The sequence below is a fragment of the Exiguobacterium sp. s183 genome, assembly GCF_018617655.1.
In the GTDB taxonomy this organism is placed as follows: Bacteria; Bacillota; Bacilli; order Exiguobacteriales; family Exiguobacteriaceae; genus Exiguobacterium; species Exiguobacterium aestuarii_A.
The window spans coordinates 502095-526088 of record NZ_JACSKN010000002.1 but is presented as its reverse complement, the minus strand read 5'-3'; the positions used below and the strand labels follow the sequence as shown (position 1 = coordinate 526088).

Below are 23994 nucleotides of genomic sequence, written 5' to 3'. Positions count from 1 at the left end.
ATCAAGATATAAAAGGAGAGAGAACGATGAACCACGTAAAAGGAATTCACCACGTCACGGCGATTACAAGTAGTGCCGAAAAAAACTATGACTTCTTCACCCATATTCTTGGAATGCGCTTAGTGAAGAAAACGGTCAACCAGGACGACATTCAAACGTATCACTTATTTTTTGCAGACGATAAAGGGAATGCCGGTACAGACATGACATTCTTCGACTTCCCGGGTATCCCGAAAGGTAAGCACGGAACAAATGAAATCGCGAAGACGTCGTTCCGCGTGCCGACAGATGAAGCGTTGACGTATTGGGTCCGTCGCTTCGACCGTCTCGGTGTCGAGCATGAAGGGATTCAAGAACAGTTCGGGAAGAAGACGCTCTCGTTCATCGATTTCGACGAACAGGCGTATCAACTCATCTCGGATGAGTTCAACGAAGGGATCGCATCAGGAGAGCCGTGGAAGAACGGTCCAATCCCGCTTGAGTACGCCATCACAGGACTCGGTCCCATCTTTATTCGAATTGCCGACATCACGTATTTCAAACAAGTGATGGAGCAAGTGATGCTATTTAAAGAGATTGGAAGAGATGGTGATGTCTATCTCTTTGAAGGAGGTGAAGGTGGAAACGGAGCGCAAGTGATCGTCATTCATGACGAGACATCTCCACAAGCGCGTCAAGGGTTCGGTACCGTGCATCACGTCGCATTCCGTGTCGAAGACCGTAGCGTCCTCGATGAATGGACAGCACGTCTCCAACAGTTCGGTTTGCCGACTTCTGGCTATGTCGACCGCTTCTTCTTTGAATCGTCTTATGCGCGTGTCGCACCGCAAATCTTGTTTGAATGGGCGACAGACGGACCTGGATTCATGGGAGACGAGCCGTATGAGACGGTCGGTGAGAAATTGTCACTCCCGCCGTTCCTCGAAGCAAAACGTTCGCAAATCGAGGCGATGGTACGACCGATCGATACGGTCAGAAGCACGAAAACATTTGAGAAAGAATATGAGGGTATGAAATGAGTTTCTTGAATCGCTTATTTGGAAAATCAGATGCATCACAACATAACCAAGGAGGAACTACTATGTTAAACATCGGAATCGTACTCGGATCAACTCGTGAAGGTCGCGTCAGTCCACAAGTCGGAGAATGGGTGAAAGAACTCGCCGACAAACGTGGCGATGCCAACTATGAAGTCATTGACATCGCAGACTACAACTTGCCGCTCCTCGGTGAGGCCGGACAAGACGCATCAGGTGCAGCGGCCTGGTCGGAGAAAGTTGCGCAAATGGACGGATTTATCTTCATCGTCCAAGAATATAACCATTCCATCTCAGCATCTCTTAAAAACGCACTCGACTACTTACGCGTCGAATGGAACAACAAAGCAGCTGGAATCGTCTCATACGGTTCTGTCGGTGGAGCACGTGCAACAGAGCATTTACGTGGCATCTTGAGTGAATTGTCAATCGCTCATGTACGTGTCCACCCTGCCCTCTCACTCTTCACGGACTTCGAGAACGGCACGCATTTCGCACCGAAAGATGTGCAAGCACAATCGGTCAACGATATGCTCGACCAACTCCTTCCGTGGACGGAAGCGATGCAATCGGTCCGTACAAAAGCCGGAGAAGTTGCAAACAATTAACAAATCGCGAAGCCAGCCTGAATTCGGGCTGGTTTTTGTGCGTTTTCAAGTTGATTGCGCTAAAGTGGAGGAGAATGGAAAGCAAGGAGGGATTCGATGGTGACACGAAAAATTATCGCGGCTTCCTGGACCGTACCCATCTATGCGTTTGTGTTAAGTATTGTTGAATTTTCGCAACAAACCCTTGTGGAAACTTCATTTGTAGAGAGCGTATCTGGGTTTCTTTTATTGTGTACGATTTACATGGCATATAGTTTCCCTGTCATTTTGACATATGGCGTCGTGACATCATGGTTTAGCGATTGGGTCGCAAAGCGATTCAGTTCGGAACGCATACAGTCGTTCACTTCGCTCGCTTTACATATTCTATTTGGGCTCGTCTTGTCATGGCTGAGTCTTCTCGCAGCCGTCTTGTTCTTCCTGATTGATTGTCGATTGATAAATCGAATGGACGTGACAAAACGAGCTGCCATCAAAAGTCTTTTCATCCCAATCGGGTGTTTGCTTGTCATGATGGGGAGCGTGTATCTGATTGGGGTCGTTCAAGATTTTTTCGTTCGATTCAACTCGATTTAGGGAAACGAACAAGGACAAACTTACATAAGGAGGGGTAACAATGAGATGGATGATTTACGGGGCGAACGGATATACAGGGGAACTGATTGCCCGTCAGGCTGTCAGTGACGGATTGCGTCCGATTCTTGCGGGGCGCACTGGGCGTGAGATTCATCGACTCGGAGACGAGCTCGACTGCGAGACATCGATTTTCGCATTAAGTCGTGAGGCGGCAATCAAAGCGCTTCGCGATGTGGACTTAGTCCTTCACTGTGCGGGTCCGTTCACGGATACGAGTCAAGTGATGATCGAGGCATGTCTGGAAACGGGTACGCATTACTTGGATATTACCGGGGAAATCGATGTGTTCGAATATGTCCATTCCAAACAACGGGCGGCTCAAGCGAAGGCGCGTGGTGTCATTCTATGTTCTGGCGTTGGATTTGACGTCATCCCGACCGACTGTGTCGCACGAAAATTAAAGGAACTCTTGCCGGATGCGACATCACTCGCCCTCGGATTTTCGGCAGCAGGTGGCATCTCACCAGGAACGATGAAGACAGCTGTTCGTGGACTTGGATCGAGTAGTGTGGAGCGCGTGAACGGAAAGCTATCACCGTTCCCAATCGGGGCAAAGCGCAGGACAATTGATTTTGGACGAGGAAACCGCACCGCGATTGCGATTCCGTGGGGAGACGTTTCGACCGCCTACTATACGACGGACATCCCGAATATTACGACGTGGGTGCCAGTGCCGACAACGGCCGCCTATTTGGCACGCGTTTTGTCTTGGTTCAGTCCCATTCTTGGAAAAGAGGCTGTGCAGCAGCGATTGCTGCGTTATGTTGATGAGAACGTATCGGGACCGAATGAAGACGAACGTGAAAAAACCTCGACGTATGTATGGGGAGAGGCGACAAATGAGGAGGGGCGCAAAATCGTCGTTCGCATCCAAACGGCGAGCACGTATGCCTTCACCGTATACGGTGCACTCGCCGTCGTCAATCGATTGCTCGGTTCCGGTCGGATGCTTGCAGGAAGTTTCACGCCGGCCATGTTATTTGGATCACATTTCATTGAAGAAATCCAAGGTTCGTCTTCATTCACGATTGATGAGATTCGTCCATGAGCCGGGAAACGTGGGATTTACTAGACGAAAATCGGCAACCGCTCGGACGAACGCATTTTCGCAGGGATGAACTGGATCCGAATACGTTTCATGCAGTCATCGAAGTATTCACATTTGATTCGGATGGCAAATTGTTACTCTCGAAGCGCCATCCCGATAAGAAGTATCCTCTTCTTTGGGAAGGGACGGGCGGCTCGATTTTAGCTGGAGAGACGAGTCGGCAAGGTGCGGTCCGTGAACTCCAAGAAGAATTGGGGCTAACCGTCGACCCCGAACAGTTGCGTTTCGTGACGACAATCAAGCGCGGGACGTACTTCTTAGATGTGTATGTCTACACGAGCGAGCAGCCGATTGATGTAAATCAACTTTCCTTACAAATCGATGAAGTGGTCGATGTGAGATTAGAGGAGTGGGACACGGTGCTCGATTCTGTTGAACTCGTGCCTACTGTCAAAGAACGGTTGATCCAGTACGGTCACTTGATTCGAACGTGATATGCTACACTCAACATGAAAAGCAAGGGAGGGAACAAAGTGAAACGTTTAGAATTGGCACGACGCATCGAAAGCATTAAAGCAGAGGGAACGTCTGCGTATATTCGACACCGCAAACAAACCCCTCCCTATGAAGGTGCGGAATTACACGTAGAAGGTAAGGGGCACGTGTTCAAAATGGGGAATATGAGCTTTGCAGTCGGGTTTGGACTCAATCGACCGACAAGTTTTTACGACCTGCACCAGATGGAAAAGTGGGTGCGTGGAAAAAATGTGTCCCGACTACATATCGAAGTTTGTCCGTTAGCGGACGATTCCTTACTACGCTTACTGCAAGAACGTAACTATACGCTCGATCACTTTTTAGACGTATGGACGTTAGATGTGACGCAATATGACGAACCGCTTTCTTCGAATCAAGTGGAAAAGGTGCAAGATGAGACGCTCCATGAATGGGCGCACGCGATTGCGGCCGGATTTGCCGAATCTGGAACGATTCTTCAAGAGACGGTCGATACGGCGAAAGGATTTTATTCGCTACCGAGTAATCATGCTTATCTCGTTCGGGAAAACGATGCCGTCGTAGCGGGTGGGATTCTCGCCACGCAAGACGGAATCGGGGAATTGTTTCTAACGAGTACCGTACCGTCTTACCGTCAAAAAGGCTATCAAACCCAACTCATCTTAGAACGAATCGCCGAAGCGAAAGCGCTTGGCTGTGACGTCCTCACCGTAACGACGAAGGTCGATTCGGCTTCAGGTCGAAATATGGAACGCCTTGGGTTTCAACCGTTTTACCAAAAAGCGGTCATGAAAAGTCCGATTCTCAAATAAAAAGCAGACCACGTCACATGAGGTGGTCTGCTTTTTGATTACAAGAGGGATTCAGCACCGTCGACGTACACCTCAGAACCGGTGACATGGCTCGACATGTTGCTCGCAAAGAATAAGACGACGTCAGCGACTTGTTTGGCGGCACCGGACTTTCCGGCAAGCGGTTGGTTGCCGAGCGGATACTCGATGGGGATGACGATTTCTTCTAGCAATGCATCGTCTCGATTGGTTGAATCGTCGATATTCGTATCGATGGCCCCTGGGCAAATGGAATTCACGCGTATTCCGAATTGCGCGAGCTCCGCAGCTGCCATTTTCGCAAATCCGGTCTGACCTGCTTTCGTCGTCGCATAGCCACTGAAACCAAAGTTTTTAAAGTATCGATTGCCGTTGATCGATGAAGTGATGATGATACTGCCACCATTCTCTTTCAAATGAGGAATGGCATGTTTGACGGTCAAAAACGTTCCCGTCAGATTCGTCTCCACGACACCATTCCAGTCTTCAATGGACAAGTGTTCAATTGGTGTGATGGTCCCGTTTCGTCCGGCGTTCGCGAAGACGATATCGATTTGTCCGAATCGTTCAATCGTCCGTGCATACGCTTTTTTCATCGCGGCTTCATCCGCAACATCGGCGCTGATGCCGATGGCCCGTTCCTCTCCGACGAGACTGGCGAGACGCATCGCGTCTTCTTCATTCAAGTCGAGAATGGCGACTTTCGCACCCGCTTGGATGAAACGGATAACTGCGGCACGTCCGATACCGGAAGCCGCTCCAGTGACGAGCGCTACTTTTCCAGATAGTAATTTATTTGAAATCAATCCGATCACTCCTTTTTATGACTCTTTCTCATATTCCACAGTTCTGGAAAAGTTACGCTTCATTTCAGAAAATCATGGTGATGTGACTTCAATCGTCCGTGCGATGTTCAAGTTGGACTCCGTGGGGATAACCTCGATGGTGACGAGCTGACCGCTTTGTAATCCTTGTACGCTATTGACGATGCCCGTCACTTCGGTTTGGTCGTTGATTAAGATGACGCGCAACGTGACCTCTTCTGAGGATTCAGTGGATTCAATCAATAGCTGAGGGATGTCGACCCGTTCAATTTGGCCTTCGACCACATTGTCATTCCATGTACTCATCCAATACATGACGATTAAAAAAAGACCGAGAAAGACTAGGGCAAAGGTTAACCGTGCACTCATGCGCAACCCACTCCTTCATTGTCCGGCATCGCATCTTGTCTAATTTACCTTTACCCGGAAATTCTCTCATTCCTTGAAAAAATAGTAGGAATCTCAAGAAAAATGGGGAATAGAAAGAAAAACGAAAAGGTGAGGTGCGGGCGAATGTGGATGATGATTGCGGCGCTAGGGTTTGTTGCTTGTGTATGGATCGCGTTTGGATGGTTTACAATCGGCAATGCGGGGCGACGAGTACGTGGAGGACTCTTTTCGCTAAGTATGACCTGTCTGTTTGCGCCACTCTTCCTTGTGAAGCTAGGAGAACAATACGGATTTATCGGGGTTCAAATAGGACTGACCGTCTTATTTGGTTTGCTAGCGGGTGCCTTTTTCTTCGTGGCGCTCGGCTGGACGGGGCGACCGACGAAAGTTCGAAAAATAAGAACGTTATCAGAAGACCCTGATTTATTTTAATAATCCTACGGTATAATGCCTCATAAAGACATCGTAGGAAATGGAGTGAAACGTATGATTGCACCACCACAGTTGAAGAACGGAGATACAATTGGTATCATCACGCCTTCTTTTCCAGCACCCGTGCAGTTTGAGGAGCGCTATCAACGAGGGATTGATCAGCTTAAACGTATGGGATTCAAGGTGAAAGAGGGCATATGTACATATGAATCAGAAGGGTATCGGTCATCCTCCATTCAGAATCGAGTGGACGAACTGAATGCGTTTTTGCATGACCCCGAAGTGAAAGCGATCATCAGTACGATTGGAGGAACGAATTCGAACTCGTTGCTCCCATATATCGATTATGAGCAATTGCGACACCATCCCAAAATCATCATGGGCTATAGTGATGTGACGGCAATCTTGATGGCGTGTTACGCCAAAACGGGGATCGTCACGTTTTACGGACCGGCTGTCGTGCCGTCATTCGGCGAGTATGGAGGGATGTTCGAGAAAGGGGCCCAGTACGTACGTGATATCCTCAGTTTGGAGAAAACTGCCCCGTTCGATTTGGACGTGCCGAAAGAGTGGACCGAAGAGATGCTCGATTGGTCGACGCAGCAACGCGTCAAAACCTTTCAACCGAATGAAGGGTGGATCTCATTAAGAGATGGAAAGGCGCAAGGAACGTTGATTGGCGGGAATTTGAACACGATGTCAGGATTCTTCAAGTCGGACTATTATCCCGATTTGAAGGGGGCGATTCTTTTCTTAGAAGACTCGTTCAAAACGATGGCTGAAGAAGAGCGCTTGCTCAGTATGTTGAAATTGTCTGGTGTATTTGATGAGATTTCGGGTCTGGTCATCGGCAAGCACGAACATTTCCAAGATCAATCAGCTCCGTTCTCGTTCAACGACTTGTTGCTTGAAGTCATCGGGGACACGGACATCCCTATTTTGACGAATGTCGATATTGGTCATACGTTCCCGTCACACGTCTTCCCAATCGGTATTCAGGTCGAATTGGATGCGACGAATGGAACGATCCGATTTTTAGAAGATGGGGTGTCAGCATGAAAGAACACCTCACGATATTTGACGAAAGTCATCAAAAAATAGGAGAGAAAGAGCGAGGACAGGTTCATGTAGACGGAGATTGGCATGAGACGTTCCACTGCTGGTTCTGGAAAGAACAATTTATCTATCTACAGCGCAGAAGTATGGAGAAACAGGATTTTCCCGGGAAATATGACATCACCGCAGCGGGACATCTCGCTTCAAACGAGACGTTCATTGATGGTATTCGTGAAATTGAAGAAGAGCTCGGACTGTCATTGACGTTCGAACAGCTCACAGCTCTTGGAATATTTGAAGACGTGATTGAACTGGGCGGTTTCCTCGATCGCGAGTTTGCACATACGTATAGCTACGCTTATCAAGACGAACCGCTCCGTTTTGACGACCAGGAAGTGATGGACGTGGTAGCTGTGCACAGGGACGAGCTGATGGCGCTCACGGAAGGACGATTGCGTACGATTGAAGGAAACTCCATCATGACGAACCATCTCGTTCAAATCACACAAGCCGATTTAGTTCCGCATCGTCTGACGTATTGGCACCGTATATGTGAGGGGTTAGCACGAATCGATGCGTCAAATCGATAAAGCGAGAATTCTCTGCTCGCCGATCGGTCCACCGATTCGACGTCCGGTATCGACCCATCCGTTTGTCGTATAAAGTGTAAACGCCACATCATTTTTCAGGTTGACGGATAATACGACTTCACGGATATGAGGGAAATGTTGACGCACGAACTTCGGAAGTTCTTGGAGTGCCGCTTTTGCGTACCCCTTGCCTTGATCTGCCTCATTGATGGCAAAAGCCGAGAAGAGCAGCGCATGTGGTTTATCCGTATAAGAAGCGACTCGTTCGTTGTCATGTAGTAAAAACATTCCGACTGGCTTCTGCTCGACGACAACAATCGGATGAACGCCTTCAGGAAGTGGGTCGTCCATGTCTTTTGGAAGGGTTGTATACTTTTCTTGGTCCGTCGGCAAGGTGAACGTATCGAGAATCGGTCGATGCGTATCATTTCGATATTCTAATGAGATGTTCATAAGGCGTCTCCTTCTGGCTTTATTGATTTCATTCAGAAAAGGGGAATTAGATGGCTACACAACTTACATATCGTCAAAACCCGCCTGTGCAAGATCTATATCGGGCGTTTATGACTGGTTTTTCTGATTATATCATTCCGTTCCAATTCGATGAGCAGACGTTTGAAGACGTCTTTCTCGTACGAGACCAAAATCAGCCGTCTCGTTCAATCGTCGCTTATGACGGGGAAGAGCCGGTCGGCGTCGTATTGAGTGGGATTGCATATCTCGATTCGGGATGGCAGACACGTTGCGGCGGACTTGCTGTCGCCCCGCACGCTCGGAAATTAGGCGTTGCGACCGAGTTGATGCAACGATTTGAAGAGGACGCCAAAGGAACTCGTTTGCTTGAAGTAATTCAAGGGAACGATGCAGCGTTGTCGCTTTATCATCAACTTGGATATAAGACGACACGTGAAATCTATTACTTTCAGGCGGTACCACTTGAAACGACTGCTCACATGACTTCGGAACCGATTCAAACGCTGTTCAACCAACTGTATCCGACAGCTCAGTATGTTCCGATTTGGCAACGCGATGTGCGTGTGACCCAGCAGGAGGCAGAGCTTGTGAAAGTGGTTGAAAATAAACAAGAAGGATTTTTGTTATACCGCGATCATGTACTGCTCGATGTTTTTGGTCACGCTGAAGATGCAGAATGGCTATTGCGCGCGGCTGCGAGTCGCTCTCCGCTTCACCTCACTTTGACGTCGGACCGTCCTGAATGGATTGACGCAGCACGACGATTGGGATTTGTACAAGATGACATCTCGCAGTTTGAAATGGTGAAGGAGGTACGATGAAGCGATTTTTACTTGTCTGTATCATCGGATTGATGTTAGGAAATACAGCGACCATCATCGCGCTGACGACGAATCTCTCGCCAGAAATGGTGAATCTGTTGCTTATAGTTGGACTTGGGCTGACTATCTTGTCAGTCCTCGGCATCATCCTTGCTGGATATTATACGAAAAAACGTAAGTGAAATCCTTGTGAAGTAATACTTGAAAATATCACATCGTGCTGTCATGAATGACATGAAAATGAAAAACTTCATATATTGAAATATTTAACCCCCAGTGGTATATTCGCATATGTAGCTTTTTTGAAGTTCATGAATGTATCAATTTGGAGGGTTTATTATATATATGTGGAAACAACTGATCATGACAGCAGGTGTCGGCGTACTCTTATTCCAAGGACAAACCGCATCTGCTAACGAAATGTCCCCGCAAGACCTCGTTCAAACAGAGAAATCTGTACAACAAACTACGAAACAAGTCAAAGAGACGAAACAAGCCATTCAAAAAATCCAGTCAAAGTTGGATGAAGTCGATCGCAATGCGGAAGCATTACGGGACAAAATTGAAGGTACTTCTAAAGAATTAGAGGCAGTCGAAGAGGAGCTCGTTCCGACGGAAGAGTCACTCTTTGCGAAAGTCGTATCTTCTGTCCTACCGAGTGCGAAAGCGGAGGCAGCTGAGGCTGAGGAAGCGCATCAAGCACTCGTTGAGAAGAAAGAACAAGTGAATGAAACGCTGAAGCAGCTAACAGAAGAACAACAACAGATTGAAGCGACACGTCAAGACGTGAAGACAGCATATGACGAAAAGTCGAAACAATATAAGAAGCAAACGAATCAGTTAAGTGATTTGAAGAAGCAGTATGAAGCGATGGCGCCTGATCAGTTCTTGATGCCTGCAGAAGGACGCCTCTCACAAGGGTTCGGTGCAGCAAGCGGACAGTTCGGATACACGTTCCACAACGGTTTGGATATTGCCGCTAAAACAGGTACACCGATTTACGCCGCAGAAGCTGGAAAAGTCACAAAAGTTAGCTCAAGTGGACCTTATGGAAATCATATTCAAATTGAGCATAACGTAGATGGCCAGAAATGGACGACGGTCTATGCCCATATGCATAAGGTCGATGTGAAAAAAGGTCAGACGGTGCGTCAAGGTGAACCGATTGGTCAAATCGGAAACACGGGCAACTCGTCAGGTCCACACTTACACTTTGAAATTCATAAAGGGAACTACAATTTCTCAGCTAGTTCAGCTGGAAATGCCGTCAACCCGATGAAAGTGGCAGAGCGCCTTGGTGGTGCTTCTCCAGTGAAAGCAACGTTTTAATCAGACAGATGCCCTGAGCCTCGTAAACGAGGTCAGGGCATTTTTCATTGTTCGCGTGTCGGGTCGTGGTTGCCTTCACTATCGGCAATCGTATCCGAACTGCCGTAATCTTCAACTTGTGAAAAGGCATCCGTCTTTTGACCGGGTTCATCCGTTCCGTCCAGTTCTTTGCGACGGGCCGTCTCATTCGGGTTCAACACGTCTTCTTCGACCGGTCGATCGAGTTCATGTTCGTGCTCTTCCTCTTCCTGGGCACGAGCGTGCTCGATACATAACGTGGCTTCCGGGATGACTTCAAGCCGGTCCAGTTCAATGTCTTTCCCGCACACTTCACATTGACCATACGTACCGTTCTGGATGGCGAGTAGTGCTTTATCGACATCGCTCAAAAACTCTTCGTCGAGCTCGTTGAGCGCTTGATCGCGTTCTCGTAAAAAGAGTTCTTCACCGGAATCGGCCGGGTGATTATCGTAATGAGAGAGCTCGCCTTCATCATACGTCTCTTCTCGGCTATCCATGTAACCTTCTGTTTTTGCTTTTTCTTTCAACAGACGTTTTTTAAACGTTTCGATTTGTTCTGCAGTCAACATATTGATTCACTCTCCAGTTCTCAAGTCATTAATATAAGGTTTCCCATTTTATTTGCGCACAAACCTTTTGAAGTGGAATCCATTATGTCGAGAGGCGAAAAGGGTATGATGATAATAGAACATATGGATTTTAGTGAGGAGGAACGAATCATGCGAAAAGTCGAAGTGGTCGCATATCATCCGGAGTGGAAGCACCGATTTGAAGAAGAGGCAGGGAAGTTGAGCCGATTGTTTGAAGGAGAGCTCGTCGCGATTCATCATATCGGGAGCACCTCGGTCGAAGGACTCGCGGCGAAGCCAATCATCGATATGATGCCTGTCGTACGGGACATCGAACGAGTTGATGCGTATACGGAACGGATGGAAGCGCTCGGGTATCGAGGGCTCGGTGAATACGGTATTCCAAAGCGTCGCTATTTCCGAAAAGGAGAAGAGGAGCGGACGGTTCACGTACATGTGTTTGAAGAAGGGAATCCAGATGTCTTGAGACACCTCGCCTTCCGGGATTACTTGCGTACATTCCCTGAGGTGCGCGATGCGTATGGAGAGTTGAAATTGCAACTCGCAGCGCAACATCCGGAAGATATGGAAGGCTACATTCAAGGAAAACATGAGTGGATCATTGAAACGGAACGACTGGCAACGAAGTGGTATAAAGAAAATCATGGCGTGTGAAACCTTTTTGTGGGAATCGTCGTATAATACATCAAACCTTGAGGGGAGAGATCTCATATGAAATGGTTTCTTGGAAAATGCGTAGAATACTCCTTGGCTGCACTCGTATTCGTCGGATTGTTCTTCGTCCTCCGGATGATCGCCGGAGATACAGATAAAGGGTATATGTTGACGGTACTCGGTTCATTTTTTCTTGTGTTGCCGATTTCGCTTCTTATGGGTTACTTCTTGGCCCGTCCGCTTCAACGTCGCCTAGAAGGGAAAGGGACTTCGACTTCGAAAGAGCATACGTTGCATGGGACTGAAAAACCACATGGTGTGATAGAAGATCGGAATCACACAGGATTTAACGGTTGATGGACAGCGTGTTCGTCTCAACAACAGATGCCCGACTCATCGCTCGATTAAATCGTTCCATTCATGAACATCACGTCCGCATGAATTCAGATTACTTTGCGGAATATGAGGAAGAGAAGATGTATGAAGCCTTTTTGACGCTGATGGAGAGACTGAATCATCATTTCATGGTGATGGAAGTAGAAGCAACCCCTGTCGGCTACATATGGTTCGAGGAGAAAGTGAGTGAGGCGACCGCGTTTCGCCAAGCCGTTCGAACGGTATATGTACATCACATCAGCATCGATACAATCTATCAGCGCAAAGGATACGGACGACGCATGATGGAGTGGATCGAGCAATGGGCACTTGATCACCAATTCAAGTCGATTGAGTTGGACTATTGGATGATCAACAGCGAAGCGGCCTCTTTTTATGACGAAATCGGATTCGCTCCGAAACGTCAGATTGTCATGAAAACATTGGGGGAATGAGCAAATGGAATGGATCACAATTGGATTAGGAATTCTCGGGGTACTTTCATTGGGTTGGTTCTTTTATAGTTACTGGCTCGGATATAAAGGGGGAAACATCGTCATGACCCTCGATGAGCATTACACGAAGTTAGAAGAATACGTGCCTGCCATTTTGGCGAAGCTATATGAAGACGGCAAGGCTGCCCATTACCTTGGGGACCGCAAGTTCGAAGTCGAAGGTAAACGTTACGTCCTCGTGGAGCGTACTGTACCAATCGGTCACGTTCCGACACAACAAACCGTACTACAACCGGAAAAATGAACGAAAGGGAGCTCTCGCAAATTGAGATGCTCCCTTTGTTTATTTGACGGCTGGAGGGCCGAAGTCGCCGCTATGATAGTCGCGGAAGGCTTGGCGAATCTCTTCTTCCGTATTCATCACGAAAGGACCGTGCGCGATATACTCTTCCCGAATCGGTTTTCCCGAATAGATGAGGACGCGTGTGCGGCTTGTCGCTTGGAGGTGAAGGGTACTCATCGCATCGGACGTTTCATCAAACGTCAGTGTCGCCACATCCGTCTTATCGAGCGGGGTACTGGATGTCCCGACTTCAACAGATCCTGCTAGAACATACAGGAAGCTGTTATGGTTCGCGGGAAGGACATGTTCGTACGCACTCTCTTCTTTCAGCAAGACCTCGGTCATCGTGATTGGAACGAGACTCTCCATCGGTCCTTTTACACCAGCGATTTCGCCAGAGTAGACACGAAGCTGCCCACCGTCAATCAGAACAACCGGCGCGTCTTCGACATACACATTTTGATAAGAGGTCGTCGTCGTTTTTAGAGACTTCGGCAAATTCAACCACAATTGAAGGGTATGGATGAGGTCATCATCGACGGCTTCCTCAGCATGGCGAGCCGCCCATCCGGCATTCATATATTGGACATCACCAGCATCTAAAATCGAATGTCCTCCATGATTGTCAATGTGTTCGAGACGCCCGTCGATGACGTATGTGATTGTCTGGAACCCACGATGTGGATGATCGGAAAACGTTCCTCGTTTGAACCAGTCTTCGGCCATCAAAATGAAGGGGTCAAACGTCTCTTTTTGTTCAGGTGGTAATACCCAACCTTGTTGAACGTGCGGATATCCGTTTTGGCGATAACTGACGCGCCAATGCTTGTCGACATCTCTAACAAATGAATTGGTCACAACACTTCACTCCTTTCTCTTTTTATCTTCCCAAAAAACGTTTTCGTTAGGGTCTAATTTGCCTCATGGATATGCAAAAAAGGCAGATGCACTTGGCATCTGCCGAATCAACTATTGTCTTTAAATAGGTTATGCCACTTGATGGCGTCCTCACGTAACAGTTTAAAGTGGGCCCCCGTCTCCGCATTCGTTACGTAGACATCGTTCCCGTCATAACTCACGTCAAACGTTTGGGCACATACACCTTGAAACAGTGTCAAATAAGGAACAGGTGCAGGTGTTCCTGCGTGAGATGTCGCATTCGCCTGTTCAATCGCACGGAAGAGAAAGTCTACTTCTTCTGTTCCGACATGCTGTAAAAACGAGGCGTCTTTTGACTCTGTACCAAGAAGCGCTAACTCATGAAACAGGGCATGTCGCTCACTGCTTAACGTTTCGTGAATTTGTTCGTTCAATTTCTCTCCATACATTAATTCTGGTTGATGATACGTGATGGAGACGAGCTGACGGTGCGCCGTTCCGTCTTTCATGTACGTAAAACTATACAGTGGATAGCTGTGTCCGGGTATAAGAACAGATGGCAATTGAGATGCTGCCTTCGCACCGAATACCTGTGACATATGACCATCTTTCGGTCGTAAGACCGTTTGATAATCGTTTTGATCTGAACTGGTGTAAATCGCATATTGTAACGTATCATCCGATTGCTCTGCCCCGAGACCTACTGACAGATAAGGTTGACGTGATGCATCAATCGGAATCATCAGACGCTCTTCTCCTTCTGACGATGTCAATGTCAGTTCAAATTCTCCGTTAAACGGCATCGTGATATGGAAGAGGGTATGTTCGATTCCGGTTCGTTCTGGATAGGGCTCATTACCTATCGGCTTTTTCATCTCTTCAGCAAAATGGTCATATTCATGTGGTTCGGCAGAGCGAATCTTCGCGATATCTGGATAAGAGTCTGCTGTATATTGGACATCATGTAAGCTTTCAGGAAGATTGTTTGTTTTGGTGACATACGTAATCGAGTCTAGCTGACATTGTACATACGATTCATTATTGACTGTAAACAATGTGGCCGTCGGGAACGCGGATGACGTGGCGACATCTGTTAATGGCTGTGTCAGCGTGACCGTTCCAAGCCAACGTCTCTCGCCGCTCGGAATTGTCGAAACTGCATTATCTGGTTGACACAATTCGATGATTAATGCGCGATCAGATTCTGGCATTTCGATTTGTTGTCCATTCGGTAACAAGGCACGTCCTTGATAATATTCTGGGGCAGGTTGGAGTCGGAGTGCGCGTTCTTCCTCGCACCCGAATAAGAAAAATAGGATGACGAGGGTACTGAAAATCAGGTACTTTTTCACATCGGTACTCTCCTTCGATGAATCACTTTCACCATTCTAGCACCATTTTTTTGTGACTTTAGTCTTAGGAAAATTAATGTGTTATTTTTAAAAAAAATTAAAAAACCCGTCCAACTTGAACTGGACGGGGGATGAAACCATTTATGTTTTATTTTTACTTTTAACCTTTTTTATCGTGTCGATTTTTGACGAAAAAACGTTGATTTGAAGCAGATTTGAAAAATAGCAATTTTTCGTCTAAATCATCAGATTAGAATCCGATGGAATTTATTTGATGAAGTTCCCTTCAATCAACATCTCGACCGCGTGCTGCCTTCAAAATTTCGAACCATTCTTCACGTGTAAGATCGATTTGAAGTGCGTCGACACCTGTTTGAACGCGCTCGATTTTTCCTGATCCGATGATTGGCATGATGTTCGCAGGGTGTTTGACGAGCCATGCATACACAATCGAATCGATTCCGCTCGCATTGTGACGCGCGCGAATCTCCTCGAGTTTTTCACGAAGAGGTGCGTACTGTTCGTCTTTGAAAAGCTGCCCTCCTGCGAGTGGGCTCCAAGCCATGAGTGGCATCCGTTTTTCGTGACAAAGGTCAACCGACCCATCTTCGAAATGTTTCAATTGCATTGGAGAGAGTTCAAGTTGGTTCGTCACGAGTTGGAACGGGAGACGTGATTGAAGCAAGTGTTGTGTGGCCGGCACGTGGTTGGATACACCGAATTCACGTACTTTGCCACTATCACGTAACGTAATGAAGGCCTCGGCGACTTCATCCGGGTTCATGAGTGGGTCTGGGCGGTGAATCAATAATGTATCAATGTGATCGATGGCAAGTTCTTTTAACGAACGCTCCGCTTGCGCGATGATATGTTCTTTTGTCGTGTCATAATAGTTGAGCGTTTGACCCGGATTGAATGATCCTGTCAATTTGATGCCCGTTTTTGTGACGATCTCCATTTGGTCACGGAGTTCAGGCTTTAGTTTTAACGCTTCCCCAAACAATCCTTCACATGTATAACCACCATAAATATCCGCATGGTCAAACGTCGTGATGCCGAGTTCGAGACATTGTTCGATGAACGTGAGACGTTCCTGTGGGGTCATGTCCCAATCAGCGAGTCGCCACATTCCATGGATGACGCGTGAGAATGATAGTTCTTCTGTTAAAGCGATGCGTTGCATAATAACTCCTCCTTGGTTGTCAGTCGCTTTTCATTATACGTCTTCAAAGAAAGCGCGTCACTTGTCACCCCCTCGAGCAGTTTTAGCGTCAAATGAGCTTGTATGCGCTATGATGATAAAGAAGAGAAACAGGAAAGAGGCGTGACAGATGAGTGACTATAAACCATATGCGGACGTCACCTTCGAACGGGTGGGCGACTCGTTTCAGGTAATGGAGATGCACCCCGAGCTTCAGTTACACGGGATTGGACGCAGTGCGGCCGTGTTTCGTTTAAAAGAAAAGGACCGCGTCATTAAAGTGTTCTTTCCGGGATACGAACAAATCGCAATCGAAGAGGCAGCCATCTATGAAAAGCTAAAAGGGCTTCCTTATTTTCCGACTTGTTATGAAGTGGGTGACTCTTATTTAGTCATGGATTACATCGAAGGGAAGACGCTGTTTGAGTGTCTGACAGAGGGCATCTGGATTGACCCGTCTTATATCGAAATCGTGGACGAAGCACTTCGTCAAGCACGGTTGTTAGGATTGACCCCATCGGACGTCCATTTGCGAAACATTATTTTGACGCCGAACGGACAAGTTTTCTTGATTGATTTGGCACGCTTTAGACAAGGACAACAAATCGACCATCAGTGGGAAGACTTGAAGCGAATGTATCGTCTCTATCGCTATCGTTTCATGCCGAAACAGTATAATGAGGCCTTACTTAATCGAATCGCTTATTTGTACCGTAAATTCGTGAACGATCCGGATTCTTGATCTGGGTCGTTTTTCTTTTGTCGATTAGGGAACATGGGTAACGTGTCCAAATCCAAAGGAGAAGTGAAAGGGGAATGACGAATGGCTCATCGAATCTATGCGAATGAACTCGAAACACTCCACGAATGCGTGGAGACGTGCAACTACTGTCTGGAATCTTGTTTAGAAGAAAAAGACGTACAGATGATGGTCGATTGTATCCGGCTCGACCGTGAATGTGCCGCGGCCTGTGCGTTTCTTGCCGAGGCAATGACGCGTGACTCGGCATTTGTCCCAGAACTTGCTCGAGCGTGTGCGGTCATCTGTAAAGCCTGTGCACAAGAGTGTGGGAAACATAAACACGCGCATTGTCAGGAATGTGCGCGCGTCTGTACAGAATGTGCTTCGATGTGTGACCGCCTAGCAGCATAGTCTGAGTGACTGGTCGATGGGACCGGTCACTTTTTTCGTGTCTTTTGAAGAGGGGATTCGTATAATGAAAAAAACGAGAAGTAGGTGTTGGTATGATTCGCAACTGTCGGCGAGACAATCTTCAAATGATTTTACATATTTATAATGACGCAATCGTGAACAGCACGGCCGTCTATCATTATGAACCGGTGACGCTCGAGAACAGGGTCGCCTGGTATGAAGAGAAGAAAGAACAAGACTGTCCGATCATCGTGTGGGTCGAGGATGATGTCGTCATGGGATTTGCGACGTTTGGGCCATTCCGCCCGTGGCCGGCTTACCACTACACGGTCGAGCATTCCGTGTACGTACACCCTGGCTATCGCGGGAAAGGAATTGGCAACAAACTACTAAAGGAAATCATCCGTATCGCAGGAGCAAGAGGGATGAAAACTGTGATTGGTGGGATTGATACGTCGAACGTGACGAGCATCCGTGCCCACGAAAAAGTTGGGTTTGTACATTCAGGAACGATTCGAAATGCCGGGTATAAATTCGGGAAATGGCTCGATTTATCGTTTTATCAACTCGATTTAGAAGGTCCTGCGTCACCTACGGAAGGGTGAACCGTCTAGAAAGGATGCCTCTCCATGCGATATACTGAAACGAGTGAATCGAATGGAGGAAAACGTATGAACGAGTACCCGAATTGTCCAAAATGTCAATCGTCTTATGTATATGAGGACGGTCCACTTCTCGTCTGCCCGGAGTGCGCCTATGAGTGGTCACCGAGCGAGGCAGCCGAAGCGGAAGCAGCGTCTCAAATCAAAGACGTGAACGGAAATCCGCTTCAAGATGGAGATACTGTCACTGTCATCAAGGATTTGAAAGTGAAAGGGACATCGCTTGTCGTCAAACAAGGGACGAAAGTAAAAGGGATTCGACTTGTGGACGGTGACCATGACATCGATTGCAAAATCGAAGGTCTCGGCGCGATGAAACTGAAGTCGGAGTTTGTGAAGAAAATCTAACATAACGTCAGACTGTCGACGAATTGGGGCGTGAAATGCGCCTTGGTTCGTCTTTTTTGTAAATTGTGACTTATGATAACATGTAAGCGTATTCAAAGTGTAAAGGAGGGAGAACATGTTATTGAAGAAAATGATTATCTTCCTCAGTGTGATTTCGTTATCTATATTAATGGGATGTGGTCAACAAGAACGAGAACTCGTTGTTGGCAATTATACTGATGCACAAACGATTGTGTACTCTGAAAACACGGTGACAGATAAAGAAAAGATTGATGACTTCAAAACGATAATTGAAGCAAGTTCGATCACAAATGAACGTCCAAAAGGGCTTCCTCAATATGTAGTGACCATCAATAAGCCAGAGGAATCCACGATGGAATTGATGGTGAACTTTTGGAAAAATGACAACAATGAGTTCGTTTTTTCAAAAGGTATGGAAAGTAACGAATATTTTAAAATTACTGAAGAACATATCAAGGATGTAAATGAATTCTTAGAATGATTCAAATGGTAAAAAATAGTATGTGCCTTATGTAGATATGAGATGATGATGAAGGCATTCTAAATCAAAAAAGAGGAGGAAGACATTTCGTGGGACAACGATTTGTATTGAAGTCAAAACAGCATATGAGTGGTGGAATTATAAAAATTGTCGTGGATAGCTATACAGGCGTTCACTATTTGATGACTAGCGGCTTAGGATTGAGCGGAATGACGCCTCTCTTAGATGAACATGGAAAAGTCGTCATTGAGAAGCCAAAATCGACTTCGTGAAATCGTGGAATATAGAATTCATACAAAAAACCAGGCCGATCAGCCTGGTTTTTTGTATGGACCGTCTTATGAGAAGAATGGTTTATACTCGCGACGTTCATGCATGACGGATACCCATTGGAGCGTCGTGAACTCTTCGAGTACCCATTCGCCGTTGAAACGTCCGAGACCGGAGTTTTTCTCGCCTCCGAACGGCATATGTGGTTCGTCATTGACCGATTGGTCGTTGACGTGAATCATGCCGGTTTCGACTTTTCGTGCGAAATTGGTCGCACGGTAAACCGAACCGTGGACGGCGCCGCTCAATCCATACGGCAATTCATTCGAGAGACGGAGTGCCTCTTCGTCATCTTTAAACGAAAGGATGACCGCAACCGGTCCAAAGATTTCGTTTTTTGCGAGTGGCATGTCATTCGTGACACCACTGAGGACGGTCGGTTCGAGAACGTTGCCGTCGGCTGTTCCGCCAGTATGAACGGTCGCACCTGCATCGACGGTTTTCTCGATTTGCTCCAAGATACGATCGATTTGATCGTGGTCGATGAGCGGACCGACTTGTGTGTCTTTTTCGTTCGGGTCGCCTGCTTTTAATTGTTTAACACGCTCGACGTAACGTTCCACGAATTCGTCATGAATCGATTCGGCGACGAGGATCCGGTTTGTCGACATACAAATTTGCCCTTGATGGTAAAACTTGCTGTATACCGCTGATTCGACGGCACGATCGAGGTCGGCATCGTCGAGTACGACAAACACGTTGTTCCCACCGAGTTCAAGAGCCGTCTTCTTCAAGAGGCGACCCGCTTTCTCTGCGATTCCTTGACCAACCTCGGTTGAACCTGTGAACGAGATGAGACGCGGAATCGGATGTTCGACAATCGCATCACCGATTTCAGACCCTCGTCCGACGACGACATTGAGTACGCCTTTTGGAAGTCCTGCTTCTTCAAAGAGCGATGCGAACAGAAGACCACCTGTGACCGGTGTCGCTGTAGCCGGTTTGACGACGACCGCATTCCCGGTCGCGAGAGCCGTCACGATTGAACGAACAGCCAAATGGAACGGGAAATTCCAAGGACTGATGATTCCGATGACCCCGAGTGGTTTACGATAAACCCGATTTTCTTTGTTCAGCACGACCGAAGGTTTGATGAGTCCGTCCATACGGAATGGGAATGTCGCGGCTTCTTTGATGATAGCCATCGATGCGGCAAATTCGCCTTCTGCCTTGATTCGTGTACTGCCAGACTCTTTCACGAGCCAATCGACGATGAGTTCCTTGTTGTCCATCGTCACCTGGGCAAACTTCTCGATCAATTCCCGTCGTGCTTGCGGAAGCATGTCAGCCCAGTCCGTTTGAGACGCTTTGGCTGCTTCATAAGCACGATTCAAATCATCTTCATCCGCTGATTGAATCGAGAACAGTGTTTCGTTCGAGAACGGATTGACGTTGTCGATCGACTTCTCACTTGATCCGCTTACCCACTCACCATTGATGTACATTTTCGTAAAATCTGTATGCATGTAGAACACTCCTTTGTTTTTCTTCACCATAGGAAGTATTCACTTATTTTATAAAAATAAACATCTTAATCGGTCGAGTGATTAGGTTTGAAGCATGACGTTTGGGACAGATGAGGGAAGCGGAGAGGTCTGTTAGCAAGAGTAGAAACATACCATTACTAGAACTCAAGTGTGGGTTCGTCCATCACCACTCCTTTTGAAGTTCCTGATTACTTCCTGTACAGTTAGACGAAGAGAGGGGTTAGAAAGAAACATGAAACGATATGAAGCGATTTTATTTGATATTGATGACACATTGTTAGATTTTAAGCAAAGTGAGCACGTTGCCTTAGAACAATTACTCGCCTCCTACAATGTCCAGATGACGGATGAAGTGAAGGCGCGGTATGTCGACATTAACAGCGGCCTATGGCGCGCATTTGAGCGCGGCGAAGTAGACCGTGAAGAAGTACTCGTCGGTCGTCACACGAAACTGTTCGATTCGCTCGGACTCACGGTCGACGGTCCGCAGGTCGAACAGCAGTATCGGGACTACTTACATGCAGGCGTACACATGGTCGACGGCGCGTTAGAGATTGTCCAAACGCTGAGCGCGGACTATCCGCTCTATATCGTCACAAACGGTGTGACGGAGACACAATTCAAACGGTTAGAGTCATCGGGACTATTGCCGTACTTCCAAGACGTCTTCGTATCGGATGCGACCGGCTCGCAAAAACCGATGAAGCCGTTCTTTGACTACGTCTTTGATCGAATCCCGAACGTAAAGCCAGAGAAGGGCTTAATCATTGGCGACTCAGTCACGGCAGACATCGCCGGTGGGCGGATGTACGGCCTAGATACATGTTGGTTCAATCCGAATGAAGTGGCCGCGACGATGGAGTCGACGTACGAGATTCGACATTTAAACGAGTTGAAATCGCTTCTCTAAGTTCAAGCCGGATTTAGTGAATGAGACGGCAAACGATTCGGTAGTTGTGCGAGTACTTCTGGATAGAGCGTGACCTCTCGAAGACGGTCAAGTTTTTGCCAACGATAGATGAGGTGGTCTCCTTCAGGTCCGTAAAAGTCTCCTTCTTGGAGCGGGAGGTCACCGTCTACATAAAAGTACAGTCCAATCTCATGAAACGGTTGGTCGTTGTAGGTAAACAAGTTCTCGTGGACGAAGGCGAACGTGGTATCGGTCACGCGCATATCCAATTCTTCATGTAGCTCGCGCGCGAGGGCGGTTGCGGCTTCTTCACCGAGCGTCACGCGACCACCAGGCAGTGCCCAAAAGTCATCCCGGATATTTCGGTGAATCAATACGTGTCCGTCTTTCACGAAAATACCGGCGACGCGGTAATTGAAGACGCCTTGTTCAGTCGGGAATACGAGGTCCATCTATATCACTTCCAATCTTTGTCATATGTTCTAGTATACCTGAAGGAGGGATATTATGTTTCAACCATATACGCAATATCGAGACGAAGATTTCCGCGACGTGACACTCCGTGACGAAGAGCTGTCACACGTCACGTTCGAGAATTGTCGCTTCACATACGTCGATGCGACGGAACTACAAACGGAGCGCTGTCAGTTCATCAACTGTGATTTTACCGATTCGAAATGGAATGCGTCCCGTCATGTCGGCAGCTCATTTTTGAACTGTCAGTTCCATGGTGCCAATTTGTTCACGAGTGAGTTTGAGCAATGTAAAATGACGGGGTCTTCCTTTGAGGAGAGTCAGTTTGAGGGCGTCCATGTAACAGAAGGGGACTGGTCATTCGTCAACCTTCGTCACGTGTCACTCAAGAAAATGGATTGGACCCACGTTCGTATGGTTGAGGCGGACCTATACGGTGCCGATTTGACCGAGACGGTTTGGCATCAGGCGGACTTGTCACGAGCGACACTTCAACATGCGGTGTGCCGTGGTGCTGACTTCAGAGGGGCACTTGTCGACGGGGTTGATTTTTCAAACGTGACGTTACAACAAACAAAACTAGACGCGATGCAGGCAATCCAAGTCGCGCGCTCATTGGGGGCGATTATAGAATGAAACCGGAACAAATTATTGAACAGTTGATTGCGTTCGCGAAAGAACGTGAATACATCCGAACGGTCGTCTTGAACGGCTCGCTCGTCAATCCGAATGTACAAGCGGACGCGTATCAGGATGTCGACCTCACTTTTTACGTAGAAGATGTAAAAGCGGTTGCGACCGATCGCTCATGGATCGATATGTTTGGAGAAGTCTTGATCATGCAGACACCTGAAACGTCTGATCCCGAACGACATGTGGCATTTTTGGTGCAGTATGTAGACGGACATCGTATTGATTTGACGATTCGAAGCATCGAGCAACTTGAAGAGATGCTCGAAGCCGATTCGCTCAGTCAGATCGTGTTCGACCGAGATCATCATCCGAGTGTGACACCGTCAGACAACACATACCGTGTGACACGCCCGTCTGTTGACGAGTATGCGGCTTGTTGGAATGAGTTTTGGTGGGTGTCACTCTATGTTATCAAAGGAATCAAACGACACCAGGTGTTATACGCGCTCGATCATCTCGACATCATGCGAAATATGCTCCGTCAGATGATGCAATGGAATATCGGCTATGCGACGGAATTCTCAGTAAATCTCGGAAAGTCTGGCGACGGGATGCGAGAGCATTTACCGGAAGAGTTGTGGGAGATGCTCACGGCGACGTATGCCTTGGCTGAGCTGAGCGCTATTGAAGACACGCATGACCGCCTGCAATCACTCTTCTTCTTTTGCGCGCAGCGTGTCGCGGAACAAGGTGATTTCGTCTTCCGGGAAGAAGAAGCCAGACGCGTCCGTGCCGCATGTGCAACACTTCGACATTCGAACGATTAATGAGGCCGTGAGCCGGGAAACGCTCCTTATAGAGAAAGGAGCGTTTTTTACATGAATCCATATACGACATTTATTGCTCTTCTAGTCGGAAGTCTTGTCCTCTTTGTCGGCATTCGCTTAAAAAAATGGCCAATCATTTTGGTTGCGATGCTCCCCCTTGGTCTCGTCGCATTTAATATGTTCTTACTCATCACGGGGCGCTAGGAC

Annotated in this window: 35 protein-coding genes; 26 read left to right on the top strand and 9 right to left on the bottom strand. The window is 47.4% G+C overall.

From position 1 onward, the window contains the following. Positions 1 to 26 precede the first annotated feature (26 nt). From KNP62_RS08215 to KNP62_RS08190, 6 genes are all read left to right on the top strand, one after another. On the top strand, positions 27 to 1019 hold the full coding sequence (locus tag KNP62_RS08215) for a ring-cleaving dioxygenase (RefSeq protein ID WP_214785150.1): 993 nt from the start codon (positions 27 to 29) through the stop codon (positions 1017 to 1019). Continuing rightward, complete coding sequence (locus tag KNP62_RS08210; protein WP_483299208.1) at positions 1016 to 1645, top strand: NADPH-dependent FMN reductase; 630 nt, start codon at positions 1016 to 1018, stop codon at positions 1643 to 1645. Before KNP62_RS08215 ends, KNP62_RS08210 begins: the two co-directional genes overlap by 4 nt. A 96-nt stretch (positions 1646 to 1741) precedes the next feature. Next, a complete protein-coding gene (locus KNP62_RS08205; RefSeq protein ID WP_214785146.1) occupies positions 1742 to 2221 on the top strand; it encodes a hypothetical protein in 480 nt (159 codons plus the stop codon). 40 nt (positions 2222 to 2261) lie between these two features. Next, a complete protein-coding gene (locus tag KNP62_RS08200; RefSeq protein WP_214785144.1) occupies positions 2262 to 3329 on the top strand; it encodes a saccharopine dehydrogenase family protein in 1068 nt (355 codons plus the stop codon). Next, complete coding sequence (locus KNP62_RS08195) at positions 3326 to 3823, top strand: NUDIX hydrolase (protein ID WP_214785142.1); 498 nt, start codon at positions 3326 to 3328, stop codon at positions 3821 to 3823. The genes KNP62_RS08200 and KNP62_RS08195 overlap by 4 nt, the downstream gene beginning before the upstream one ends. 39 nt (positions 3824 to 3862) lie before the next feature. After that, on the top strand, positions 3863 to 4657 hold the full coding sequence (locus KNP62_RS08190) for a GNAT family N-acetyltransferase (RefSeq protein WP_214785140.1): 795 nt from the start codon (positions 3863 to 3865) through the stop codon (positions 4655 to 4657). A 38-nt stretch (positions 4658 to 4695) separates the two neighbouring features. On the opposite strand, the gene KNP62_RS08185 is transcribed toward KNP62_RS08190, so the two are convergent. Further along, entirely contained in the window at positions 4696 to 5481 is a 786-nt protein-coding gene (locus tag KNP62_RS08185) for an SDR family oxidoreductase (RefSeq protein WP_214785138.1), read from the bottom strand. Between the two features lie 72 nt (positions 5482 to 5553). Further along, complete coding sequence (locus KNP62_RS08180; RefSeq protein WP_214695035.1) at positions 5554 to 5868, bottom strand: hypothetical protein; 315 nt, start codon at positions 5866 to 5868, stop codon at positions 5554 to 5556. A 144-nt stretch (positions 5869 to 6012) separates the two neighbouring features. Here KNP62_RS08180 and KNP62_RS08175 point away from each other — a divergent pair, with 144 nt between their 5' ends. Genes KNP62_RS08175 through KNP62_RS08165 form a run of 3 tightly spaced genes read left to right on the top strand, consistent with a single transcriptional unit; the run spans position 6013 to position 7967 of the window. Further along, a complete protein-coding gene (locus tag KNP62_RS08175; protein ID WP_214785136.1) occupies positions 6013 to 6321 on the top strand; it encodes a hypothetical protein in 309 nt (102 codons plus the stop codon). Positions 6322 to 6375: 54 nt separating this feature from the next. Continuing rightward, positions 6376 to 7380, top strand: coding sequence for a S66 family peptidase (locus tag KNP62_RS08170; protein WP_214785134.1), 1005 nt, complete (start codon positions 6376 to 6378; stop codon positions 7378 to 7380). Further along, positions 7377 to 7967, top strand: coding sequence for an NUDIX hydrolase (locus tag KNP62_RS08165; protein WP_214785132.1), 591 nt, complete (start codon positions 7377 to 7379; stop codon positions 7965 to 7967). Before KNP62_RS08170 ends, KNP62_RS08165 begins: the two co-directional genes overlap by 4 nt. Here KNP62_RS08165 and KNP62_RS08160 read toward each other — a convergent pair. Then, positions 7956 to 8420, bottom strand: coding sequence for a GNAT family N-acetyltransferase (locus tag KNP62_RS08160; RefSeq protein ID WP_214785130.1), 465 nt, complete (start codon positions 8418 to 8420; stop codon positions 7956 to 7958). The genes KNP62_RS08165 and KNP62_RS08160 overlap by 12 nt on opposite strands. Before the next feature lie 50 nt (positions 8421 to 8470). Here KNP62_RS08160 and KNP62_RS08155 point away from each other — a divergent pair, with 50 nt between their 5' ends. From KNP62_RS08155 to KNP62_RS08145, 3 genes are all read left to right on the top strand, one after another. After that, on the top strand, positions 8471 to 9262 hold the full coding sequence (locus KNP62_RS08155; protein ID WP_214785128.1) for a GNAT family N-acetyltransferase: 792 nt from the start codon (positions 8471 to 8473) through the stop codon (positions 9260 to 9262). Then, positions 9259 to 9444 (top strand): hypothetical protein, encoded by a 186-nt coding sequence (locus KNP62_RS08150; protein WP_214785127.1) that lies wholly within the window; start codon positions 9259 to 9261, stop codon positions 9442 to 9444. Before KNP62_RS08155 ends, KNP62_RS08150 begins: the two co-directional genes overlap by 4 nt. A gap of 163 nt (positions 9445 to 9607) precedes the next feature. Further along, positions 9608 to 10591 (top strand): M23 family metallopeptidase, encoded by a 984-nt coding sequence (locus KNP62_RS08145; protein WP_214785125.1) that lies wholly within the window; start codon positions 9608 to 9610, stop codon positions 10589 to 10591. A 44-nt stretch (positions 10592 to 10635) separates the two neighbouring features. Here the strand turns inward: KNP62_RS08145 and KNP62_RS08140 are convergent, their stop codons facing one another. Further along, complete coding sequence (locus KNP62_RS08140) at positions 10636 to 11181, bottom strand: TraR/DksA C4-type zinc finger protein (protein ID WP_214785123.1); 546 nt, start codon at positions 11179 to 11181, stop codon at positions 10636 to 10638. A gap of 150 nt (positions 11182 to 11331) precedes the next feature. On the opposite strand from KNP62_RS08140, the gene KNP62_RS08135 reads away from it, so the two are divergent. From KNP62_RS08135 to KNP62_RS08120, 4 genes are read left to right on the top strand one after another with little or no spacing between them, the layout of a single operon-like run. After that, positions 11332 to 11856, top strand: coding sequence for a GrpB family protein (locus KNP62_RS08135; protein WP_214785121.1), 525 nt, complete (start codon positions 11332 to 11334; stop codon positions 11854 to 11856). 57 nt (positions 11857 to 11913) lie between these two features. After that, complete coding sequence (locus KNP62_RS08130) at positions 11914 to 12213, top strand: hypothetical protein (protein ID WP_214785119.1); 300 nt, start codon at positions 11914 to 11916, stop codon at positions 12211 to 12213. After that, the gene (locus KNP62_RS08125) at positions 12213 to 12686 is read left to right on the top strand and encodes a GNAT family N-acetyltransferase (protein WP_214785118.1); all 474 of its coding nucleotides are present in this window, start codon (positions 12213 to 12215) and stop codon (positions 12684 to 12686) included. Before KNP62_RS08130 ends, KNP62_RS08125 begins: the two co-directional genes overlap by 1 nt. A 4-nt stretch (positions 12687 to 12690) precedes the next feature. After that, positions 12691 to 12990: a hypothetical protein gene (locus KNP62_RS08120; protein WP_214759938.1), complete on the top strand. Its 300-nt coding sequence runs from the start codon at positions 12691 to 12693 to the stop codon at positions 12988 to 12990. A gap of 39 nt (positions 12991 to 13029) precedes the next feature. Here KNP62_RS08120 and KNP62_RS08115 read toward each other — a convergent pair whose 3' ends face one another. The 3 genes from KNP62_RS08115 to KNP62_RS08105 all read right to left on the bottom strand — a co-directional run bounded on the left by KNP62_RS08115 (position 13030) and on the right by KNP62_RS08105 (position 16443). Next, positions 13030 to 13887, bottom strand: a complete 858-nt coding sequence (locus KNP62_RS08115) for a pirin family protein (protein WP_214785116.1) — start codon at positions 13885 to 13887, stop codon at positions 13030 to 13032. Between the two features lie 107 nt (positions 13888 to 13994). Then, the gene (locus tag KNP62_RS08110) at positions 13995 to 15260 is read right to left on the bottom strand and encodes a hypothetical protein (protein WP_214785114.1); all 1266 of its coding nucleotides are present in this window, start codon (positions 15258 to 15260) and stop codon (positions 13995 to 13997) included. A 286-nt stretch (positions 15261 to 15546) separates the two neighbouring features. Further along, positions 15547 to 16443: an aldo/keto reductase gene (locus tag KNP62_RS08105; protein WP_214785112.1), complete on the bottom strand. Its 897-nt coding sequence runs from the start codon at positions 16441 to 16443 to the stop codon at positions 15547 to 15549. Positions 16444 to 16591: 148 nt separating this feature from the next. On the opposite strand from KNP62_RS08105, the gene KNP62_RS08100 reads away from it, so the two are divergent. From KNP62_RS08100 to KNP62_RS08075, 6 genes are all read left to right on the top strand, one after another. Beyond that, the gene (locus KNP62_RS08100) at positions 16592 to 17203 is read left to right on the top strand and encodes a protein kinase family protein (RefSeq protein ID WP_214785110.1); all 612 of its coding nucleotides are present in this window, start codon (positions 16592 to 16594) and stop codon (positions 17201 to 17203) included. Between the two features lie 81 nt (positions 17204 to 17284). Continuing rightward, a complete protein-coding gene (locus KNP62_RS08095) occupies positions 17285 to 17614 on the top strand; it encodes a four-helix bundle copper-binding protein (RefSeq protein WP_214785108.1) in 330 nt (109 codons plus the stop codon). A gap of 92 nt (positions 17615 to 17706) precedes the next feature. Further along, a complete protein-coding gene (locus KNP62_RS08090) occupies positions 17707 to 18219 on the top strand; it encodes a GNAT family N-acetyltransferase (protein WP_214785106.1) in 513 nt (170 codons plus the stop codon). A gap of 66 nt (positions 18220 to 18285) precedes the next feature. After that, positions 18286 to 18624 carry a zinc ribbon domain-containing protein YjdM gene (locus KNP62_RS08085; RefSeq protein WP_214785216.1) on the top strand — a complete coding sequence of 113 codons (339 nt, stop codon included), beginning with the start codon at positions 18286 to 18288 and terminating at the stop codon, positions 18622 to 18624. A 115-nt stretch (positions 18625 to 18739) separates the two neighbouring features. Continuing rightward, the gene (locus KNP62_RS08080; RefSeq protein WP_214785104.1) at positions 18740 to 19126 is read left to right on the top strand and encodes a hypothetical protein; all 387 of its coding nucleotides are present in this window, start codon (positions 18740 to 18742) and stop codon (positions 19124 to 19126) included. Between the two features lie 89 nt (positions 19127 to 19215). Next, the gene (locus KNP62_RS08075; RefSeq protein ID WP_074035494.1) at positions 19216 to 19398 is read left to right on the top strand and encodes a DUF6440 family protein; all 183 of its coding nucleotides are present in this window, start codon (positions 19216 to 19218) and stop codon (positions 19396 to 19398) included. A gap of 66 nt (positions 19399 to 19464) precedes the next feature. Here the strand turns inward: KNP62_RS08075 and KNP62_RS08070 are convergent, their stop codons facing one another. Continuing rightward, positions 19465 to 20922, bottom strand: coding sequence for an aldehyde dehydrogenase family protein (locus KNP62_RS08070; RefSeq protein WP_214785102.1), 1458 nt, complete (start codon positions 20920 to 20922; stop codon positions 19465 to 19467). 253 nt (positions 20923 to 21175) lie between these two features. Between KNP62_RS08070 and KNP62_RS08065 the strand changes: the two genes are divergently transcribed. Continuing rightward, complete coding sequence (locus KNP62_RS08065; RefSeq protein ID WP_214785100.1) at positions 21176 to 21853, top strand: YjjG family noncanonical pyrimidine nucleotidase; 678 nt, start codon at positions 21176 to 21178, stop codon at positions 21851 to 21853. Positions 21854 to 21855: 2 nt separating this feature from the next. On the opposite strand, the gene KNP62_RS08060 is transcribed toward KNP62_RS08065, so the two are convergent. After that, positions 21856 to 22305: an NUDIX hydrolase gene (locus KNP62_RS08060; protein WP_214744919.1), complete on the bottom strand. Its 450-nt coding sequence runs from the start codon at positions 22303 to 22305 to the stop codon at positions 21856 to 21858. Between the two features lie 55 nt (positions 22306 to 22360). On the opposite strand from KNP62_RS08060, the gene KNP62_RS08055 reads away from it, so the two are divergent. Genes KNP62_RS08055 through KNP62_RS08045 form a run of 3 tightly spaced genes read left to right on the top strand, consistent with a single transcriptional unit; the run spans position 22361 to position 23991 of the window. Further along, positions 22361 to 22963 carry a pentapeptide repeat-containing protein gene (locus tag KNP62_RS08055; protein WP_214785098.1) on the top strand — a complete coding sequence of 201 codons (603 nt, stop codon included), beginning with the start codon at positions 22361 to 22363 and terminating at the stop codon, positions 22961 to 22963. Further along, entirely contained in the window at positions 22960 to 23787 is an 828-nt protein-coding gene (locus KNP62_RS08050) for an aminoglycoside 6-adenylyltransferase (protein ID WP_214785096.1), read from the top strand. The genes KNP62_RS08055 and KNP62_RS08050 overlap by 4 nt, the downstream gene beginning before the upstream one ends. A 51-nt stretch (positions 23788 to 23838) precedes the next feature. Then, positions 23839 to 23991, top strand: a complete 153-nt coding sequence (locus KNP62_RS08045; protein ID WP_012727577.1) for a hypothetical protein — start codon at positions 23839 to 23841, stop codon at positions 23989 to 23991. Positions 23992 to 23994: the final 3 nt, after the last annotated feature.